The following is a 19,410-nucleotide window of genomic DNA, read 5'->3' on the forward strand; positions in this document are numbered from 1 at the left end:
AAGCCAACCCGAAAAGTCAAGCACCCCGCCGGATTAACACCCAAAACGTTAATCACACCCCGACACGCAAGACCGGAGAACACCTCACCACGGATTTAAGACCCACGTTTTGACCCTTAACCCCTATAATCGGTATCTTCCCATGCTTATGGGGCGAAAACGTCATTCGTGCCGGCCGGTTCCCATCCCATGAATAAGCGGGGACGGAGGTACGCCGTTGTCCGCCCGTCTCCTTGGTCTACGATAGTCCATGCCCCGCCTGATTGCTATCATCAGGCATGTCGCGTGTAACGTTCGACGCGACCGGGCGGCATGCCCTCCGACAGAGTGGGGCATGCATGCCTGCAGCAGGAGAGAATCGTAGGGAAGCCATGCGTCATAGGGGAGAGTCCGGTCACCATGTTGCCGGGGGTGGAATCGCGCCAAGGAGACCGATCATCGCAATCGTCGTCTGTCTCGTCGTCATCGTGGCCGTGGCCGGCGTGGTCTGGGCCATGCGGATGCATGCCGAGGAAGGTCGGAACGCCGGACCGCAGGTGATCGCCGCCGATATCGACCGCACGACCGCGGTGCCGAAGCCCGTCGTCGAGCATCACGGCAATTCGCCGGACTGCCCGGACACCGACTGCATCTCGCTGATGGTCAATGGCGACCTGTTGTTCCATCCGCATCTGTGGGAGCATTTCCAAGGAGCGAACACCGCCGCCAAGGACGGCTCCGCATTCGACTTCGTGCCCCTGCTGCAACCCATGCAGCGGTATATGAAGGCGTCCGACATCTCCGTATGCGAATTCGAGACCCCGATTGCTCCCCGGGGCGGCCCCTACACCGGATACCCCGTCTTCGCGATTCCGCCCGAAGTGGCGGATGCGGCCGCCAAGGTCGGATTCCAGGCATGCACCCACGCCACCAACCATTCATGGGATCAGGGCGCAGCCGGCGTGAACCGCCTGTGGGACACGCTCGCCGGACTCGGCGTCCAACAAACCGGCTCCTACAAGACCGAAGCCGACTCCAAGAAGCCGCTCGTCATCGAATCACCCACCGGCGGCGGCAAACTCGGCCTCGTCACGGGCACCGTCTCGCTCAACGGCTTCGAGGCCGACACCGAATGGCGCGTCGACAGGCTGCGCGAGGCCAGTGACCCGCATCACCGGTCTGATATCGACAAAGCCGTCGCCAAAGCCAAGGCCGCCCGTCAGCAAGGCGCCGACGTCGTGGCCATAGCCATGCATTCCGTACAGGAATACATCGACGACGCCGACGACTGGCAGGTAAGCGAGGCCCACGAGCTCGCCGACACGGGCGCGTTCGACGTGATCTACGGCGCCGGATGCCATTGCGTGCAGCCCATCGAGAAATACAAGAACACGTGGATCATCTACGGCACCGGCAACGCCGTCACCACCGACGCCCCCGCCGAACGCATCGTCAACAACCAGGGCATGACCGCCCGCATCCAGTTCGCCGGCAGAAAAGGAGAGGAAGGGTCGTGGCGCGTCAGCCGCATCGACTGGCTGCCCACCGCCAACCGCCGCGGCGCCGACTACCGATGGTGCCCCATATCGGCCGACCATCCGGACGGCACCTGCTGGTCCACCGAACAGGACGCCCAGGTACGACAGCGCATCCATGACGTGATCTACAAGCGCGGCGCCGACCCCAACGTCGTGCATGAATGGCTCATCACCAAGGAGGGCTCCGCCAAATAGACCGACCGGAAACGAGCGTCACGAAGGGAAGTAGACTGGCGGAGGACAATCGTCGCCGGACGTCCAAGCGAGCAAGGAGCAACCGATGGTCATCGAAATCGACATGGAACGCACCGAACTGCCGCTGGCGGTGATCCCCAGCTGCTTCCCCTCCATGGTCGAGCCGTTCCGACGCCGCCTCGACGCCTTCTCCGGCCTCGCCCGCGTACGCATGTACACCGACATGCCCGCCGACGCCGACGGCAGGGCCGACGACGCCGAACTCGTACGACGCATGGAACCCGCCACCGTGGCCCTGACCACCGGCGTCCACTTCTCCGACGCCATGCTCGCCCAACTTGCCCCGACCACGCGTTGCATCACCTTCGGCGGCACCGGCGTCGCCAACTTCGTCGACGTCGACGAGGCGCGCCGTCTCGGCATCCGCGTCTGCAACGCCGTCCACTACGGCGACAACGCGGTGGCCGAACACGCCATCGCGCTCCTGTTCGAGATCACCCACCGCGCCGGCACGCTCAACGCCCGCATGCACACGGAGCCATGGCCGGGCGAGGACATCACCGAGATCGGCGGCATGACCATGGGACTCGTCGGATTCGGCGGCATCGGACACCGCGTGGCCGAACTCGCCCACGGACTGGGTATGAACCTGCTCGTCTGGGCGCGCCACCCCGACCGGGACGCCTACGAACGACTCGGCATCCAAGCCGCCCCCACCATCGACGACGTATTCGCGGACGCCGACGTCGTCAGCCTCCATCTCGCTCTCAACGACGCCACACGTGGCATCATCGGGCCGGAACGGCTCGACCTGCTCAAGCCGGGGGCGATCCTCATCAACACCGCCCGCGCGGAACTCATCCGTCCCGGCGCGCTCGAGGACCGCCTGCGACGCGGAGACATCCACGCCGGACTCGACGTCTTCGCGCCCGAACCACTGCCCGCCGACGACCCGCTGCGCGACCTCGACAACGTCATACTCACCCCGCACGTCGCCTGGCGCTCCGACCGGGCGCTCGCCGGCATTGTCGACCAATGCGTCACCGCGGCCACGTCGTATCTGACCGGCGGGTCATACAACGTCGTCGCCTGACCTTCCGCCGACCGACACCGCGCCCGCACACCACGAAAGACCATCATGCGCACCATTCTGAACACGCCGGACGCGCCCGCCCACGACAGCCTCGTCGAAAAGAAGTCCGAATTCATCGGCGACGCCTGCCACATCGACTCCCAGGACGACGCCATGGCGTTCGTGGAGCTCATCCGCGAACAGCATCCCAAGGCCAGGCACGTGGCCTTCGCCGCGGTATGGGGCGGCTCCGACGGCCAGCTCGGCGAACGCATGAGCGACGACGGCGAACCGTCCGGAACCGCCGGCAAGCCCATCCTCGACGTGCTGCGCCAGTCCGGCCTCACCGACTGCGTGGTATGCGTCACCCGGTACTTCGGCGGCATCCTGCTCGGCTCCGGAGGCCTGATCCGCGCCTACTCATCGGCCGCATCCCTGGCCGTCAAGGCGGCCAAGGGCGCGAACATCGTGCCATGCCGACGCTACGGCACGACCATCGGCTACCCGCAGCTCACCATGATGCGGCAGCTCGTGTCCCGGGCCGGGGGAACGGTCGAGAACGAGGACTTCACCGACCGCGTCGCCATGACCATCGCCATCCCCGCCGACGCGGCCTCCACATTCGAGACGCGCGTTCGGGAGACGTTCAACGCCGCGGTGGCGCTGGACCCCTGCGGCACGCTGAACAGTCCCGTCGCCGATCAGGCCGGTTAAGCTGAGCGTATGACCGAACACGACGAAACCGCGGCAGAGCCCACCGACGCCGCCGAAAACGGCGCCAACGCCGAACCCGCCGAACCCATCGACCATGAGCCGCTTACCGTGACCTACGAACGGCTGCGCCACTCCGAGGACCCGCAGGAACTGGGGGAGTTCGCCCGCCGTCCGCTGCCCGACCGCAACGACGCCGCGGCGTTCTCCCGAGCCACCGCACTGCTGGAGGCCGTGGCGGGCAACCACCACACCGCCCTCGAGGACCGCATCTACCTTGCGCAGACCATGCCGTTCCCGAACGTGCTCGTCAAACTCAGCGAGGATCCCGAATCGGCGGTGCGCAAGGCCGTCGCCGAAAACACCAACGACAAGAACTGGCTCGTCGGGCGGCTCACCAAGGACGATGACGACGACGTGCGCGCGGCGGCGCTCGCCAACCCGAAGACGTCGTGGAAAATGCGCATGGAGGGGGCCGAGGACGACCGCAACGGCGCCGACGTGCTCGAACGGCTGTCGCATTTCGGCGTGGACGACGACAAGCCCGGCCCCGACGTGCTGACCGCCATGATCCGCCGGGCCGTCGCGTTGAACCCGAACACCGGCGAGGAGACCCTCACGCGTCTGGCCGACGACCCGGACATCCAGGTCCGTCACGCCGTGGAGCGCCGCCGGGGAACCCGGTCGTAGGAGGGGCGACGCCGTTGTGGAGCCGGGGCGGCGCAACTTTTTCGTATCCGGCAGGTTAACTTGGGTATGTCAAACGTTGCAGGTGCCGATTTCGGGGTTAAGCTGGTCGTATGGAAGAACTGCGAGAAGAATCCGCCGAGCGACTCTCCCGGCCACTGATTCGCCTGGCGAAGGCGAAGGGTGTCGCCACGTATTACGTGGGGCAGCAGGATGAGTACGTTGAGATCGACGATGACGTCCTTGTCAACGTGCTGCACAGCCTCGGCGTCGATGCATCGACCGACGACGCCATCGCCGAGGCGCTGGCGCAGACCGAACGCGACCGTTACAGCCGGCTGATTCCGCCGACCATCCTGCACATCGCCGGACAGGAAAGCCGCGTGCGCGTCAACCATGGCGTCACCGACATCCCCTCGGCGCGCCTGATGCTGGAGAACGGCACGGAATACGGCACGCTGGAAGGCGACGCCGGCGACGGCGCGATGGCCAAGGCCGTCAATGGCCGATTCGTCGTCAACTCGTCCATCGTGATTCCCGCCGACGTGCCGCTCGGCTACCACACGCTGACCGTCACCGTGGGCACGCACAGCGATTCCGCCACGCTGATCTGCGCGCCCGACAAGATCGAACTGCTCGACCCCATGAAGGACGGCCATCTGTGGGGTTGGATGGCGCAGTTCTACTCCATCCGTTCCTCGAACTCGTGGGGCGTCGGCGACTTCAACGACCTGAAGAACATGCTGCGCGACTCCAAGCAGAAGACCGACGCGGACTTCATCCTCATCAACCCCGTGCACGCCGGCGAGCCGTGCACGCCGCTGACCCCCTCGCCGTATCTCCCCATCTCGCGCCGGTTCGTCAACTTCACGTACATCAACCCCGAAAGCGTTCCCGAGTATTCGGAGCTGTCCGAAGAGGCGCAGGCGAACATCAGGCAGCTGCACGCCGCCGTCGAGGCGTTGAACGACGACCCCGACAAGATCGACCGCGACGCCATGTGGGCGGCCAAGATGCCGGCCCTGTGGGCGCTGTTCAAGGCACCCCGCACCGCGGGGCGTCAGAAGGAGTTCGAGGTATTCAAGGCCCTCGCCGGCGACGACCTCGAGGGCTACGCCACCTGGTGCCTCGCCTATGACAAGTGGGGTGCGCCCACCGACGCCGCCGACTCATGGGTGAAGACCACCACGCGCGATTCGGACGAGATCGCACGACTGCGCGGACAGTACCCCGACACACTCGAGTTCTACCGCTGGCTGGAATGGATCGCCGACGAGCAGCTCGCCGACGCCCAGCAGACCGCCTATGATGCGGGCATGCGCATCGGCATCATGGCCGATATGGCCGTGGGCGTGCATCCCTACGGCTCCGACGTGTGGTGGAACCCCGAACGGTTCGCCTACGGCGCCACCGTCGGCGCGCCGCCGGACTTCTACAACCAGCAGGGCCAGAACTGGAGCCAGCCCCCGCTGAACCCCGAATACCTCGCCAGGACCGGATACAAGGCGTACCGCGACATCGTCGCCGGCATGTTCGCCCACGCCGGCGGCGTGCGCATCGACCATGCGATCGGCCTGTTCCGCCTGTGGTGGATTCCCGAAGGCCGCAGCGCCAAGGAAGGCACCTACGTGTACTACGACTCCGCCGTGATGCTCGGCATCCTGGCGCTCGAGGCCACGCGCGCCCATGGCGTGGTCGTGGGCGAGGACCTCGGCGTCGTGCCGGACTACATGGCCAAGTCGCTGGCCGCCCACGGTCTGCTCGGCTGCGCCATCGAATGGTTCGAACAGCGTGACGGCAAGTTCCGCAGGCCGCAGGACTGGCGTCCGCTCACGCTCGCCTCCGTCACCACGCACGATATCCCGCCCACCGCCGGATACCTGCGCTACGAGCACGTGAAGCTGCGCAGCAGGCTGCATCTGCTCACCGGCAGCGAGGAGGAGTTCATGGCCGACGCCAAGCGCGAGCACGACGCGCTGCTCTCCATGCTGGCCGACGGCGGATGGATCCAGCGGGAATGGCTTGACGACGAGGAGGCCCACGAGCAGGACCTCATCGAAGGCATGCACCGTGCGTTGTGCGCGTCGCCGTCGAAGCTGCTGTGCGCCACCATCACCGACGGCGTGGGGGAGCGTCGCACGCAGAACCAGCCCGGCACGAACAACGAATACCCGAACTGGCGTATCCCGCTGGCCGACGGCGACGGCAACTCCGTTTCGCTCGACGGGCTGTTCGACAATCCCCGCGTGCAGTCCCTCGCCGCCGTCATGCGCGGCGAGAAGTAGGAGGCCGTCCCGCCGCGTCGCTCGCATTGTCCGTGTCGGTCGTAACGTCGAGGCTCCCCCTGTGGAAAACAGGGGGAGCCGTTCGTTATATGACGGACCACGAGGCATCGGAATCGTGTATGAAACGCCGTCCAAGATCGGTGCGGACGGCTACCATCGATGGCGATGACAGTCAGGAAACCGCAACGGAGGAGCAGGGCTAAGCGTCCGGAGAAATACGAACGCGGCACACGAAGCTATACGATGTCGCACATCCGAGGCAAGGATACGTCCATCGAGGTGCTTACGCGCAGCTACCTGTTCCGCCGTGGTCTGCGATTCCGCAAGAACGACAGACGATATCCCGGTCATCCGGATATCGTCCTGCCGAAATGGCATGTCGTCGTATTCGTCAACGGTTGTTTCTGGCATATGCATGAAGGCTGTTCCAAGCATTCGATGCCGAAATCGAATGTGGAATTCTGGACGGCCAAACTCACCCGCAACCGCGATCGAGACCGTCGTCAATGCGCCGAACTCGAGGCCATGGGCTGGCACGTCATCACCGTATGGGAGTGCGAGCTCGACAAGGCGCATCGCGAGGAGCGGCTCGCCCGGCTTTACGACGAAATCACCGGCGTGTCGCATTGACCTCGACGTTTTGACGAACGAATAAAAAGCGGTACACTAGTGGATTGTTGTGTTTCCCAGGGGTCCTTCAAAGCGCTGTCCCACTCGCCAATAGGACTTTCAGGGAGCCCACGGATAATGCGGCAAGAGAGGACCTAACCAATCCGCGATTGCCCGGAACACAATAGTAAAGAAAAGGTATATCGTGAAAACTTTCACACCGAAGCCTAACGATCTGACCCACGAGTGGTACGTCATCGACGCCACCGATGTGGTTCTCGGCCGTCTTGCGACCACCGCCGCCAACCTGCTGCGCGGCAAGAACAAGCCGACGTTCGCCCCTCACGCCGATGGTGGCAACCATGTCATCATCATCAACGCTGAGAAGATCGCCCTGTCCGGCAACAAGCTGGGCAAGAACCTGTACATGCACTCCGGCTTCCCGGGTGGTCTGCGCGCCGACAGCTACGGCGAGCTGCTCGAGAAGAACCCCGAGCGTATGATCAAGGCCGCCGTCAAGGGCATGCTGCCGAAGAACCGTCTGGCCAAGGTCCAGCTGGGTCGTCTGCGCATCTTCAAGGGTGCCGAGCACCCGCACACCCCTCAGAAGCCCGTTGAGTACGAGATCAAGCAGATCTCCCAGCAGGCTAAGTGATCTAGGACCGAAAGGAGACACCGATTATGGCTGAAAACACTAACTCCGCGGTCCAGGAGACCGAAGAGGAGCTCACGCAGTACACTTCCGAGACCAATGCCGGCGCTGGCACCGGCACCTCCGCCATCGCCCCGGGCTACGGCACCGGTCGTCGTAAGGAGGCCGTCGCCCGCGTTCGCCTGATTCCGGGTACCGGCAAGTGGACCATCAACGGTCGCACCCTGGAGGAGTTCTTCCCGGGCAAGATCCAGCAGCGTGAGGTCAACTCCCCGATCGTTCTGCTCAAGCTCGAAGGCAAGTTCGACGTGGTCGTGCTCGTCAACGGCGGCGGCACCACCGGTCAGGCCGGCGCCATCCGTCTTGGCGTCGCCCGTGCGCTGAACGCCATCGACCGCGACTCCAACCGCGCCGCCCTGAAGAAGGCCGGTATGCTGACTCGTGACGCCCGTGCGGTGGAACGCAAGAAGGCCGGTCTGCACAAGGCTCGTCGCGCCCCGCAGTACTCGAAGCGTTAAGTTTCGTGCATTGCCGGCAATGCGATTTGTCGCATTGCTTTGCAAAAAATCCCCTCGTCCATTTGGGCGAGGGGATTTTCGTATGGGGAGAAAGATCCTTCGACTCGCTTCGCTCGCTCAGGATGACACAAACAGGTGTGCTTGCTCAGGATGGCACGAACAGGCGTGCTTGCTCAGGATGACACGAACAGGTGTGCTCGCTCAGGATGACATGGCGCTATTTCGCCATCCTGGGCGGTGCCTTGGTGCTTGTTGTGTCATCCTGAGCGGAGGCCGCAGGCCGGAGTCGAAGGATCTTCACGCACGGGGTCGGGGCCGCCTGTCCGGAGCGGAGTCCGTCGACGGTCTCCACCGTCACCGGATTTGGCGGAACAGGCTGATGGACAGTCCGTCGATACGCCACGGGTCGTCGTTCGCCGCGTCGGAGCTGGCGTTCATCGTGGCGGTCTGGACGTGGCGAACGGTGTCGTTGTCCGCCGGGGAGGCGTGCCGACCGTCTTGACCGGTCTGCGGGTCGGCGGCCGTCTTGTCCGCCGTCCTGCCCGTCGAATCGGCGGCCGTGGATTCTCCGCCTTCGTCGGTGTGGATGTGTTCGATATGCACGCCGTCGGTGTCCTGCACGCCCTGCTGCTCGCGGATGACGTCCGCGAGTCGGTTCTCACGCGCGGCCCGCAGCGCCTGGTGGATGGGCGTGTCGCCTTCGGGGATGGTGAGCGTCCAAACGGAGTCCTTGGGCTTGTCGGGGTAGAGCACGGTGCCGTCCCCTCCCGGCAGGGTTTTGACGTCGCGCCCGGTCTCGTCGGCGATTTCGGAGACGCGGCGCGGCTGCCGTCCGTTCGTCTCGGCCGAACTCCACATCATGCGCCAGTCGCAGTCGTCGGGCAGATGGAAGTCGATCGGCTCGTCGAGGCCGTTGATCACGATGGCGATGTCGTATTCGTCGTTCGCCAGCAGACGCATGGCGAAGCATCGGACGCTGACGTCAAACCAATCGCGTTCCATCGGCGTCGTGCCGTTGGGCAACAGCCATTGCACACGGCTCGACGGCTTGAGCAGACCGAGCATGGACAGCACGGTGAAGAACTCCTCGTGATGGTAGAGGTCCAATGACTTGCGCAGCGCGATGAGCTTCGTCGTATGCTCCAGACGTCGCATCTCCGGCGTCTTCTCGGGGGAGAACAGCCATTCCCAATGCAGCCAGTTGATGTCGTTGTCCTGGCAGTAGGCGTTGTTGTTGCCGTCCTGCGTGTTGCGGAACTCGTCGCCCGCCAGCAGCATGGGCGTGCCGAGGCTCAGGAGCAGGGTGCCGGTCATGTTCATGGCGGCGCGTTCCCGCTGCGCCTCGACGGCGGGATCGTCACTGGGGCCCTCCACGCCGAAGTTGAACGAATGGTTGACGTTGCTGCCGTCCTGGTTGTTCTCGCCGTTCGCCTTGTTGTGTTTGTGGTCGTAGCGTGTCAGGTCGGTGAGGGTGAATCCGTCGTGGCAGGAGATGAAGTTGATGGACGCCACGGCGCCGCGTCCCGGGTCGGTGGCGAACAGGTCGGCCGAGCCGCACAGCCTCGTGGCCATCTCCTGCATGCCTATCTCGTTGTTGAACCCGCGGTGTTGGCTGTCGACGTCGGTGAGCCAGAACTTCCGTGTGGAGTCGCGGAAATGGTCGTTCCATTCGGCGAACGGCACGCCGAACTGGCCGGTTCGCCAGCCGCCTTCGCCGATGTCCCACGGTTCCATGATCATCTTGAGGTTGCCGAGCATGAGGTCGGATCGCAGGGCGTACAGGAACGGATGATGCTTGCTGAACGTGCCTTCGAGGCGCGCCAATGAGGCGGCCAGGTCGAATCGGAATCCGTCGACGCCGATGCGCTTGGACCAGTAGCGCAGCGAGTCCACGGCGTAGTTGATCACGCGGGTGTTGGTGAAGTCGAAGGTGTTGCCGCATCCGGTGGTGTCGATGAGCATGCCGGGGTTGTCGGTGCGGCGCCGGTAGTAGCTCACGGCGTCGAGCCCGCGCCAGCAGACGGTGGGCCCGTCGATGCCGCCCTCGCACGTGTGGTTGAACACGACGTCGAGCAGCACCTCGATGCCGCCGGCGTGCAGGGCGCGGACCATGTCGATGACCTCTTTGCGTACGGCCGCCGGCCCCTTGCGCCGCGCCTCCTCGGTGGCGTAGTCGGGGTTCGGGGCGAAGTACCCGAGCGTGGAATACCCCCAGTAGTTGGGCAGGCCGCGTTCGGCCACGCCCACTTCGGTCTGGCTGGCGAAGATCGGCAGCAATTCGACCGAGGTGATGCCGAGGTTCTGCAGGTAGGCGATGGTCGTCGGATGGGCCAGGCCGGCATAGGTGCCGCGCAGTTCCTTGTCCATCCATGGCGCGTTCTTGGTGAACCCCTTCACGTGCAGCTCGTAGATGACGGTCTTGCTCCAGGGGATGTGCGGGTGTTCGGGGTCCCCTTCGTGCTTGTGGATGTCGCGGTCGTCGATGACCACGGAGAGCGGCGTGCGCCCGAGGTTGTCGAGCGTGCTCATCTGGCCGTATGCGGAGCCGTGCACGCGGCCGTTCTCCACCGTGCATTGGTAGGAGAACGCCTCGGGGGCGATTTCCATCTTGCCGTCGATGCCCTTGGCATATGGGTCGAGCAGTATCTTGTACGGGTTGAACTGCACGCCACGGCGTGGGTCCCATTTTCCGGCGGCACGGTAGCCGTAGCGCATGCCCTCCCAGGCGTGGGGGATGTGCACGTACCACATGCCGTAGTTCGGTCCCTCCATCTTGAACAGGGTCTCGCGGCAGTACCGGCCCTCCACGATACGCGAGCATACGGGGTACATGGCAATCTGTTCGTGGAAGGGCATGCAGGCGTCGTTGGGCAGCTGGGTGGCGACGGTGTAGAAGGCGCTGGGACGGTCGAGGGGTTCGATGATGGTCAGCCAGATCTGGTCCGCCGTCTCGGACCATACGACGGCGCCGGCGCCGCCGTCATCGGTGAGGAAGAAGCCCGGGCGTGTGGCATAACGGTGTAATGACGTTCGTTCCATATGTCCACCCTACCCCGTGCGTCAGAACGCCGTCGGGCCTGTGCTGCATTGGTCCCCCGTTCCCGGGCCCGTTCCTTTGGCCAAGGGCCGTTCATAGGGGGAGTGTCCGGTTGCATGGTTCATCCGACGCATATACCTGTCCGACAGCGAAAACATGTACTTTTTCTCCCTCTGCGCCCACTTATAAAAATACTTTTGTAAAAGTTTTCGTGTCGGTTTTGCGTTCTGATTCATTGGTGTTATTGTGACTTGTGTCACAACCCAAGGGTGTGATGCAGCCCATGCCGCAGCCAACGGCAGGACGAAAAAAGGCATGACACGTCGCCGCTTCCCGGTTGAATCCGCATAACCGATTCCATTCTTCGGATCCGATGGGGAGCGCCGTATGCCGACAAACCAGACTTGGCTACCCGATCGAGGAGGACACGTGGTCGCAGCTAAGAAGAAGACGGACGAAGCCGTCAAGCCCCAGGAGAACGCCGTTTCCGCAGAACAGGAGGTCGACGCCCTCGTCAAGAAGGCGCAGGTCGCCCTCAAGAAGTTCGAGGAGCTCGATCAGAAGCAGGTCGACCACATCGTCGCCAAGGCTTCCGTCGCGGCCCTGAACAAGCACCTCGTGCTCGCCAAGCTCGCCGTCGAGGAGACCAAGCGCGGTCTGGTGGAGGACAAGGCCACCAAGAACATCTTCGCGTGTGAGCACATCACCAACTACCTGGCCGGCCAGAAGACCGTCGGCATCATCCGCGAGGACGACGTCGAGGGCATCACCGAGATCGCCGAGCCCGTCGGCGTGGTCGCCGGCGTCACCCCGGTCACCAACCCGACCTCCACCGCCATCTTCAAGTCGCTCATCGCGCTGAAGACCCGCTGCCCGATCGTCTTCGGCTTCCACCCCGGCGCCCAGCAGTGCTCCGTCGAGGCCGCCCGCATCGTGCGCGACGCCGCCATCAAGGCCGGCGCCCCCGAGGACTGCATCCAGTGGATCGAGCACCCGTCCATCGAGGCCACCGGCGCCCTGATGAAGCATCCGGGCGTGGCCACCATCCTCGCCACCGGCGGCCCCGGCATGGTCAAGGCAGCGTACACCTCCGGCAAGCCCGCCCTCGGCGTGGGCGCCGGCAACGCCCCGGCCTACGTGGCCCCGGACGCCGACATCGTGCGCACCGCCAACGACCTCATCCTCTCCAAGCACTTCGACTACGGCATGATCTGCGCCACCGAGCAGGCCGTCATCGCCGACAAGTCCGTGTACGAGCCGCTGCTGGCCGAACTCAAGAAGCGCAAGGCCTACTTCGTCAACGCGGAGGAGAAGGCCAAGCTCGAGAAGTTCGTGTTCGGCGTCACCGCCTACGAGAGCCCGGACCAGAAGACCAAGCTCAACGCCTGGGTGCCCGGCAAGTCCCCGCAGGCCATCGCCCACGCCGCCGGCTTCGAGATCCCGTCCGACGCCACCATCCTCGCCGCCGAATGCAAGGAGGTCGGCGAGATGGAGCCGCTCACCATGGAGAAGCTCTCCCCGATCCAGGCCTTCCTGAAGTCCGACAACAAGGAGCAGGCCTTCGAGATGTGCGAGAAGATGCTCGTGCACGGCGCCGGCCACACCGCCGCCATCCACACGAACGACCAGGCCCTGGTCGACGAGTACGGCAACCGCATGCACGCCTGCCGCATCATCTGGAACCAGCCCTCCTCCCTCGGCGGCATCGGCGACATCTACAACGCCATCGCCCCGTCGCTGACCCTCGGCTGCGGCTCCTACGGTGGCAACTCGGTCTCCGGCAACGTCCAGGCGGTCAACCTCATCAACATCAAGCGCGTCGCTCGGAGGAACAACAACATGCAGTGGTTCAAGATCCCGGCCAAGACCTACTTCGAGCCGAATGCCATCAAGTACCTGCGCGACATGGCCGACGTCAACCGCGTCGTCATCGTCTGCGACAAGGTCATGCTCGATCTGGGCGTCGTGGAGAAGGCCATCCAGCAGCTGCGCCTGCGTCCGAACAACGTGCAGTACCGCATCATCGACTACGTCGAGCCCGAGCCCTCGGTCGAGACCGTCGAGCGCGGCGCCGCCATGATGCGCGACGAGTTCCAGCCCGACACCATCATCGCCATCGGCGGCGGCTCCCCGATGGACGCCTCCAAGATCATGTGGCTGCTCTACGAGCACCCGGAAATCGAATTCGCCGACATCCGCGAGAAGTTCTTCGATATCCGCAAGCGCGCGTTCAAGCTGCCCGCCCTCGGCAAGAAGGCCCGCCTGGTCTGCATCCCGACCTCGTCCGGCACCGGCTCCGAGGTCACGCCGTTCGCCGTGATCACCGACCACAAGACCGGCTACAAGTACCCGGTCACCGACTACGCGCTGACCCCGTCCGTGGCCATCGTGGACCCGGTGCTCGCCCGCACCCAGCCGCGCAAGCTGGCCTGCGACTCCGGCTTCGACGCCCTGACCCACTCCTTCGAGGCCTACGTCTCGGTGTACGCCAACGACTTCACCGACGGCATGGCGCTGCACGCCGCCAAGCTGGTCTGGGAGAACCTCGAGACCTCCGTGAAGGAGGGCGCCGCCAACCCGATGGCCCAGGAGAAGATGCACAACGCCGCCACCATGGCCGGCATGGCCTTCGGCTCCGCGTTCCTCGGCATGTGCCACGGCATGGCCCACACCATCGGCGCCCTGTGCCACGTGGCCCACGGCCGCACCAACTCCATCCTGCTGCCGTACGTGATTCGCTACAACGGCCAGATCCCCGACGAGCCGACCAGCTGGCCGAAGTACAACAAGTACGTCGCCCCGCAGCGCTACCAGGAGATCGCCAAGAACCTCGGCATCGACCCCGGCAACACCGTCGAGGAAGGCGTCGAGAACCTGGCCCGCGCCGTCGAGGACTACCGCGACAACAAGCTCGGCATGGACCGCTCCTTCCAGGCCGCCGGCGTAGACGAGGACTACTTCTGGAGCGTGCTCGAGCAGATCGGCATGCGCGCCTACGAGGACCAGTGCACCCCGGCCAACCCGCGCATCCCGATGATCGAGGACATGAAGGACATCGCCATCGCCGCCTACTACGGCGTGCCGCAGGCCGAAGGCCACCGCATCCGCGTCGAGCGTGAAGGCGCCGCCGCGGTCGAGGAAGCCTCCCAGCGCGACTGATTCGTCCTCCCCGAACCCATGACCGGCGCCGTTGGTTTGTCGGCCCCGGTCATGGTCCCGCCGGCTCCTCGGAGCCGGTGTTTTCATACACCCCGCTGTGTTTCCCGCAGCGGGGTTTCTTCGTCTTCGAAGTATCCGTCCGTTCGTCACTCCGCCTTGGCGATGGCCTCCGCGATCTGGTCATTCGAGAAATCATGGCTGCGGTATTCGGGGTTGTCCACGGGCAGATGCTGCACCAGCGTATCGAACACCTGGCTCAATATGTCGCCGCGTTCGAGCACGGCGTCGAGCACATGGCCGCCGATGGACCGGTCGTCGGCAAGGAAATGCTCATGGAACCCGGCCACCGCCGCACCGTTGAACATGATGGGGGAGAAGTAGCCGAGCATCGTGCCCTTCACGTCGTGGCCGAGGAACATGGCCTGCTGGTCGGCCACCTCCTCCAGCGTGGGGTACGGCGCCTGTTGCTTGATGACGGCGCGCGTTTTGATGAAGCTGAACGTGCCCCGCACGATGACCGCGAAGAACGTGTTCGCCCGGCCGTTCGCCTCCACGATCTTCTCATTGAGATCCTCGAGGCCGATGTCGTTGCGCTCGCACTGGTATTGGAACGCCGCGCGATGCACGTTGGCGAACGGGACGGTGAAGTCGTCGGGCAGGATCTCCGCCACGCCCGATTGCCCGATCTTGTAGGCCACCCCGTCGAGGATGATGAGCTCGCCGTCGAGCCCCTCTCCGGTGCCGATGCCCGTGTCGCCATGCGTGAGCAGCTCGCCGATGGTGGTGGTGCCCTCCAGCAGTCCGGGTACGAGCTGGGCGAGCGTGCCATGCTGGTAGAGCACGTTCGCATCACGGTCATGAATCGGTCTGATGTTCGCGGCAGCGGATTTCGTCATATTCCCCACGATAATTCGTGGTTGTGTCCGTTTTCAACCAATCATGCAAAGTCCGACAACGACGATTCGGATAACAACGATGATGATTTGGACAACGACGACGATTCGAACAACGACGATTCCAGCAACGCCGATTCGGAGGCGTCATGGCTTTCGGGCGTCATCGCCTTCCGGATGGTCGGCATCTCCGATATCGGACGTGTCGAAGGATTTTTCATGAGTTTGGATACACTGTCGGGTGGCAATTCGTCTAGAACGTTCAAACAGGGGAGAGACCAACCATGGATTTGATATTGGCCGCCACGCCTTCGCTGCTATGGGGCATCTACGCCCTGATTCTGCCGGTGATCGGCGGATCGTCACAGCGGCAGATACTCGGCGTCACCGCGGGATGCCTGGTGTTCGCCTTGGCCGCGTTCCCGTTCGTGCCACACTCCTACACATGGCTTACGGTGTTCATCAGCTTCCTGTCGGGAATCCTGTGGACCATCGGATGCTACGGGCAGATCTGCGGATTCAAGGAGATCGGCGTCTCCAGCACCATGCCCATCTCCACCGGCGAGCAGCTGGTCGGCACCAGCCTGGTCGGCGTGCTGTTCCTCGGCGACTGGGCGTCCATGCAGGCGAAGACGGTCGGATTCGTCGCCATCGCGTTGTTCATCGTCGGTGTGGCGTTCACATCGTACGTGGAGCGGCACGGCGTCGCGGGTGGCGTCGAGGACGGCGACACAAAGGCGAACAACATGATCACGGGACTGACCGTCGTCACGATCTCCTCGTTCGGCTACATCGGCTACGTCGCGATCATCCAGATATTCTCCATCAACTCGTTCGACGCCATGCTGCCGCAGGCGGTCGGCATGTTCGTCGGCGGTCTGGTGATGGGACGGCGAGAGACGAACAAGCTCACCCGACAGACCGCGTTACTGCTGATTCCCGGCGTGCTGTGGGGCATCGGCAATCTTATTCTCATGATCTCCGACAGCAGGCTCGGCGTGGCCATCGCGTTCCCGATGTCGCAGATGGGCCTCATCATCTCCACCATCGGCGGCATGGTGCTCCTGCACGAAAGCAAGACGCGCAAGGAGAAGCTCTCCATATCCGTCGGGCTGATTCTGGTCGTCATCGGCATCATGCTGATCGCCCTGACCAAGACCCTGTAGACGCTTGGCCGGTTTGTCGGGGACGATAGCTCATGGTCTCCTCACGTCTTCGAGGGCAGACTCTCGGTCCGGTCCGGCAGAGGCCGGTTACGCCGCACCGACATCCTAGATCTGCTGTCTGCCACGAATCGACATACCCGTTCATATAGGGGTTTGTGGGTCTCCCGTGTCGCTATTTGTGGGTCTTCTGTATTGCTGCTTGCTGCTGTGGTTGTCCCGCATCGGCATAGTGGGTCTGTCGCATCGGTTCGTGGGTCTCTCGCGTCGGTTTGTGGGTCTGTCACGTCGGTTCGTGAGGTCTCCCGCGTCACGGCTGTAGGGTCTGCGGTGTTGTGGGCCTGCTGTGACGCGTTCGTGGGTCTCTCGCGTTGGCGTTATGGGTCTTCCGCGTCACTATTGTGGTTGCCCGCTGGCGTTGTAAGTCTCCCCGTGTTGACTTGTGGGTCTGTGGCATCGGCATAGTGGGTCTGTCGCGTTACGACTATGGAATCTGCGGTGTTGTGGGCCTACTGCATCGCTGTTGTGGGTCTTCTGTTTCGGTTCGTGGGTCTGTCGTTTCGCGTTTGTGGGTCTTCTGCGCTGGTTTGTGGGTCTTTCCGATTATGGTGGCGGTTTTGTGGGTCTGGCATGTTCAATAACCGTGGGCAAAGTCGTTCATATAGGGGTTTGTGGGTCTGTGAAGTACATGAGGAGCCGAAAAATCGTGTCCTCGCGAACCGATGGACCCACAAGCCGAAATTGGCGTGTGCATAGACCCACAAAACCGAGAGTGGCGGACCGTTGGACCCATAAATCGAGAGTGGTGAGCCGGTAGACCTATAAAACCGAAGAGGGGCAGGATAATAGGTCGATTTGCGTATGAATCGTATGGATGACGAATGGCATGCCATATATTTCGTACATCGTCGTCTACTCGTGCATTGTCTTCGCTGAGCAAGGGAGCGAGGTTGCGTGAGGCTGGGCGCGATCGTGTGAAGCTGAGCGAGGTCTCGTAAGGTTGTACAAGGCCGAGCGAGGCCGAGCAAGAACGCGTGAGGCTGGGCGAGGCTGCGTGAGGCTGAACAGACTGAATTAATCTGAGCGGAGGAGCTTTGTGAAGGTGGGTTGCCCGTATAACCATGTATATGTGTGCATGCATACGTATATCTATATGCATATATAGGGCGCGGCACTATGGACGACACATTGGCGCATTGTGGATAATGATCCCATTCGTCCACATGGTCCGTTTTTCGTATGCCGGCCGTGGATGATTCGATATCGTCGGCGTATGAGAACCAATATTGAATTGAATGACCGCCTTCGTAAGGCGGAAACCGACGGATTGTGCGTATGGGGTGTCGACAGCGCCCAGCGGCAGGTGCTGCGTAGGAGAGAGAAATCGGGGGAACTGATACGTGTCGGCGCGCGATGTTTCGCCCGCGCCGACTACTGGAAACGTCTTTCCCATACGGAACGGTTTCGTCATTATATCCGGACATTGGCCCGTATCCATCCGCATTGGGTGTTCGGTGGTCCTACCGCTGCGGCGATACATGGCATCAGCGATTCGAGAAGACTGATGAGCACGGTGCACAGGATGACCAACCGCAATGCGATGACGCGGGGTGGCGATATCGTTCGATGCCATTTCATCAAGGAGATGGAATACGTCGTTGTGGATGGCGTCCGTGTCACGACGCTGGAGAAGACCGCGTTCGACTGCTCCCGTTGGCTGGATCTTCCTGATGCGCTGCCGATTCTCGAGGAGATTCTTCGGCAGCGGCGAATGGGCAAGCAGCTTCTGGAACGTTTCTTCCTCACCGCGTCGGGGCACCATCGTGGAAAGGCTCTTCGTGCGTTGCGGTATGCGAACGGCAGAACGGAGAACGGTGGGGAAGCGTACGTCTTCGGTGTGATTGTGGATGAGGGGTATATGCCGCCGCGGTTGCAGGTGCCGTTGCCGTGCGTGAATGAGAACGGCAATCCCGACCGTGTCGATTTCTTCTGGCGAGCCGAGGACGGACGGACCATAGCGGGTGAACTTGATGGCCGTATCAAGTATCGAGACCCTTCCATGTATAGAAACGGCAGTCTGCCTGACACGATCATCGCGGAAAAGGAACGGGAGGAACGTGTGCGTCTCGTGGTCGACGCCATGTTCCGATGCTCCTTTGCGGAGGCGTTGCAACGGGGTCCATTGATTCGAAAGCTCGACCATGCCGGGGTTCCGAAGATTCGATGATGATGGTGATTCGGAATGGTGGTCCGTTTACTCCAGGGATTGCACGATTTGCGGGTCTCCTATTTCGGTTCGTGGGTCTTCCGCGTTACGGCTGTATGGGGTCTGCGGTGTTGTGGGTCTGCCGTGACGCGTTCGTGGGTCTCTCGCGTGCATTGTGGGTCTGTCGTTGGCATTGTGGGTCTGTCGTTTCGCGTTTATGGGTCTGCCGCGTCGCGCCTGTGGGTCTCTCGCGTCGGTTTGTGGGTCTTTCCGATTATGGTGGCGGTTTTGTGGGTCTGGGATGTTCAATAATCGTGGGCAAAGTCGTTCATATAGGGGTTTGTGGGTCTGTGAGGTACATGAGGGGCCGGAAATCCGTGTCCTCGCGAACCGATAGACCCACAAGCCGAAAATGGTGTGTCAGCAGACCCACAAACCCGAGAGTGGCGAACCGGTGGGCCCACAACACCGAGAACGACGTTTCGATGGACCCACTAAACCGAGGATGGCGTACGGGTGGGTCCGCAACGCCGAGAGTAACGAGCCGATAGGCCCATAACGCCGAGAGTGGAGGATTGATGGACTCACAACGCCGAGGATGGCGTACGGATGGACCCACAAAGCTGAGAGTGACGTATCAATAGACCCACAAAACCGAGATTGACGTTTCGATGGACCCGCGAAGCCGAAATTGGCATATCGACAG

14 protein-coding genes are annotated in these 19,410 nt (G+C 63.0%); 12 read left to right on the plus strand and 2 right to left on the minus strand.

The features are described 5' to 3' along the window. The first annotated feature begins 494 nt into the window (after positions 1-494). The 8 genes from KIH77_RS04150 (at position 495) to rpsI (ending at position 8,246) form a co-directional block, all read left to right on the plus strand. Complete coding sequence (locus KIH77_RS04150; protein ID WP_236024473.1) at positions 495-1,712, plus strand: CapA family protein; 1,218 nt, start codon at positions 495-497, stop codon at positions 1,710-1,712. Between the two features lie 85 nt (positions 1,713-1,797). Next, positions 1,798-2,805, plus strand: a complete 1,008-nt coding sequence (locus tag KIH77_RS04155) for an NAD(P)-dependent oxidoreductase (protein ID WP_219099866.1) — start codon at positions 1,798-1,800, stop codon at positions 2,803-2,805. A 45-nt stretch (positions 2,806-2,850) separates the two neighbouring features. Next, positions 2,851-3,498 (plus strand): IMPACT family protein, encoded by a 648-nt coding sequence (locus KIH77_RS04160; protein WP_219099867.1) that lies wholly within the window; start codon positions 2,851-2,853, stop codon positions 3,496-3,498. A gap of 9 nt (positions 3,499-3,507) precedes the next feature. Then, positions 3,508-4,185 carry an AbrB family transcriptional regulator gene (locus tag KIH77_RS04165; protein WP_219099868.1) on the plus strand — a complete coding sequence of 226 codons (678 nt, stop codon included), beginning with the start codon at positions 3,508-3,510 and terminating at the stop codon, positions 4,183-4,185. Between the two features lie 110 nt (positions 4,186-4,295). Then, complete coding sequence (gene malQ, locus KIH77_RS04170) at positions 4,296-6,467, plus strand: 4-alpha-glucanotransferase (protein WP_219099869.1); 2,172 nt, start codon at positions 4,296-4,298, stop codon at positions 6,465-6,467. Between the two features lie 165 nt (positions 6,468-6,632). Beyond that, on the plus strand, positions 6,633-7,097 hold the full coding sequence (locus KIH77_RS04175; RefSeq protein ID WP_219099870.1) for a very short patch repair endonuclease: 465 nt from the start codon (positions 6,633-6,635) through the stop codon (positions 7,095-7,097). Between the two features lie 184 nt (positions 7,098-7,281). Next, positions 7,282-7,731, plus strand: a complete 450-nt coding sequence (rplM, locus tag KIH77_RS04180; RefSeq protein ID WP_219099871.1) for a 50S ribosomal protein L13 — start codon at positions 7,282-7,284, stop codon at positions 7,729-7,731. Positions 7,732-7,757: 26 nt separating this feature from the next. Continuing rightward, on the plus strand, positions 7,758-8,246 hold the full coding sequence (gene rpsI, locus KIH77_RS04185; RefSeq protein ID WP_109136967.1) for a 30S ribosomal protein S9: 489 nt from the start codon (positions 7,758-7,760) through the stop codon (positions 8,244-8,246). Positions 8,247-8,600: 354 nt separating this feature from the next. On the opposite strand, the gene glgX is transcribed toward rpsI, so the two are convergent. Continuing rightward, positions 8,601-11,285, minus strand: a complete 2,685-nt coding sequence (glgX, locus tag KIH77_RS04190) for a glycogen debranching protein GlgX (RefSeq protein ID WP_219099872.1) — start codon at positions 11,283-11,285, stop codon at positions 8,601-8,603. 385 nt (positions 11,286-11,670) lie between these two features. Here glgX and adhE point away from each other — a divergent pair, with 385 nt between their 5' ends. Then, positions 11,671-14,442 carry a bifunctional acetaldehyde-CoA/alcohol dehydrogenase gene (adhE, locus tag KIH77_RS04195; RefSeq protein WP_219099873.1) on the plus strand — a complete coding sequence of 924 codons (2,772 nt, stop codon included), beginning with the start codon at positions 11,671-11,673 and terminating at the stop codon, positions 14,440-14,442. A 146-nt stretch (positions 14,443-14,588) separates the two neighbouring features. Here the strand turns inward: adhE and budA are convergent, their stop codons facing one another. Next, positions 14,589-15,338 (minus strand): acetolactate decarboxylase, encoded by a 750-nt coding sequence (gene budA, locus KIH77_RS04200; protein ID WP_219099874.1) that lies wholly within the window; start codon positions 15,336-15,338, stop codon positions 14,589-14,591. Between the two features lie 87 nt (positions 15,339-15,425). Between budA and KIH77_RS04205 the strand changes: the two genes are divergently transcribed. The 3 genes from KIH77_RS04205 to KIH77_RS04215 all read left to right on the plus strand — a co-directional run bounded on the left by KIH77_RS04205 (position 15,426) and on the right by KIH77_RS04215 (position 18,725). After that, positions 15,426-15,629 (plus strand): hypothetical protein, encoded by a 204-nt coding sequence (locus tag KIH77_RS04205; protein ID WP_219099875.1) that lies wholly within the window; start codon positions 15,426-15,428, stop codon positions 15,627-15,629. Further along, the gene (locus tag KIH77_RS04210; protein ID WP_219099876.1) at positions 15,620-16,501 is read left to right on the plus strand and encodes a GRP family sugar transporter; all 882 of its coding nucleotides are present in this window, start codon (positions 15,620-15,622) and stop codon (positions 16,499-16,501) included. Before KIH77_RS04205 ends, KIH77_RS04210 begins: the two co-directional genes overlap by 10 nt. A 1,270-nt stretch (positions 16,502-17,771) precedes the next feature. Continuing rightward, positions 17,772-18,725, plus strand: coding sequence for a type IV toxin-antitoxin system AbiEi family antitoxin domain-containing protein (locus KIH77_RS04215; RefSeq protein ID WP_219099877.1), 954 nt, complete (start codon positions 17,772-17,774; stop codon positions 18,723-18,725). Positions 18,726-19,410 lie beyond the last annotated feature (685 nt).

The organism is Bifidobacterium pluvialisilvae (genome assembly GCF_019331695.1).
Lineage (GTDB): Bacteria > Actinomycetota > Actinomycetes > Actinomycetales > Bifidobacteriaceae > Galliscardovia > Galliscardovia pluvialisilvae.

Coding starts and splice junctions, on each gene's coding strand:
- rpsI (WP_109136967.1), top strand. CDS start 7,758: ATGGCTGAAAACACTAACTCCGCGGTCCAGGAGACCGAAGAGGAGCTC.
- KIH77_RS04165 (WP_219099868.1), top strand. CDS start 3,508: ATGACCGAACACGACGAAACCGCGGCAGAGCCCACCGACGCCGCCGAA.
- KIH77_RS04175 (WP_219099870.1), top strand. CDS start 6,633: ATGACAGTCAGGAAACCGCAACGGAGGAGCAGGGCTAAGCGTCCGGAG.
- KIH77_RS04160 (WP_219099867.1), top strand. CDS start 2,851: ATGCGCACCATTCTGAACACGCCGGACGCGCCCGCCCACGACAGCCTC.
- malQ (WP_219099869.1), top strand. CDS start 4,296: ATGGAAGAACTGCGAGAAGAATCCGCCGAGCGACTCTCCCGGCCACTG.
- glgX (WP_219099872.1), bottom strand. CDS start 11,285: ATGGAACGAACGTCATTACACCGTTATGCCACACGCCCGGGCTTCTTC.
- KIH77_RS04150 (WP_236024473.1), top strand. CDS start 495: ATGCGGATGCATGCCGAGGAAGGTCGGAACGCCGGACCGCAGGTGATC.
- budA (WP_219099874.1), bottom strand. CDS start 15,338: ATGACGAAATCCGCTGCCGCGAACATCAGACCGATTCATGACCGTGAT.
- KIH77_RS04215 (WP_219099877.1), top strand. CDS start 17,772: ATGAGAACCAATATTGAATTGAATGACCGCCTTCGTAAGGCGGAAACC.
- KIH77_RS04155 (WP_219099866.1), top strand. CDS start 1,798: ATGGTCATCGAAATCGACATGGAACGCACCGAACTGCCGCTGGCGGTG.
- KIH77_RS04210 (WP_219099876.1), top strand. CDS start 15,620: ATGGATTTGATATTGGCCGCCACGCCTTCGCTGCTATGGGGCATCTAC.
- adhE (WP_219099873.1), top strand. CDS start 11,671: ATGCCGACAAACCAGACTTGGCTACCCGATCGAGGAGGACACGTGGTC.